Source organism: candidate division WOR-3 bacterium (assembly GCA_026418155.1).
Classification (GTDB): Bacteria; Hydrothermota; Tepidihabitantia; order Tepidihabitantales; family CAIPLT01; genus JAOABV01.
The window spans coordinates 1-675 of the sequence record JAOABV010000104.1; the positions used below are offsets into that span (position 1 = coordinate 1).

The 675-nt window shown below is 37.0% G+C and carries 2 protein-coding genes; both read right to left on the reverse strand.

The features are described from left to right. Nucleotides 1–401 (reverse strand): RNA 2',3'-cyclic phosphodiesterase (thpR, locus tag N2201_07490; GenBank protein ID MCX7786041.1); only part of this gene is annotated, 401 nt, incomplete at its 3' end. A gap of 88 nt (nucleotides 402–489) precedes the next feature. Further along, nucleotides 490–675 (reverse strand): CinA family protein (locus N2201_07495; GenBank protein MCX7786042.1); only part of this gene is annotated, 186 nt, incomplete at its 5' end.

Here is a 675-nt window from a genome sequence, read left to right on the forward strand (position 1 = left end):
CCAACTGTTAGATGGGGATGAAACCGTCGTTCTTCAGGTTTGTAGCCGATTTCCGCTAATGTCGATTCAACTTTCGCTTGTAAATCGATTAATTCACTACTACCTTTTTCCACCCCGACCCAAATTATTCGAGGAGAACGCTGACTGGGAAAGGCCCCGAAATTTTTCAAAGATAATTCGAATGATTTTTGAGCCCCGGCGATTGCTGATAATTTATCAGCGACTTTGTGTAAAAAAACCTTGGTAACATTCCCTAAAAAACACAGCGTTAGGTGCAGATTTTCATATTTTACCCACCGAACAGCAAGATTTTGTTGTTGAAATTCATCAACAAATTTCATAATCTCCTGCCTAATTTTTTTCGGAATTTCAATAGCAATAAAAGAGCGAATCGTTTCCATAAATTTGCCTCCAAATTTAACTCCAAAAACTTACTACATTTATTAGAAATTATGAATTTGTTTCTAAATCTTTTTATTGCGTATAAGTTTAAATAGTTTCAATGGTTCGGCGAAGTAAATCCAATGCTGCCATTGCTGATTTTTCTTTTATCATCCGCCTTGTTCCCGTAAAATGATGTTCTTCGTAAGTCTGTCCCTTTTTCGTGGCAATACCAATATAGACTAATCCAATTGGCTTTTGTGCAGTTTGTCCTGATGGACCAGCAATACCGGA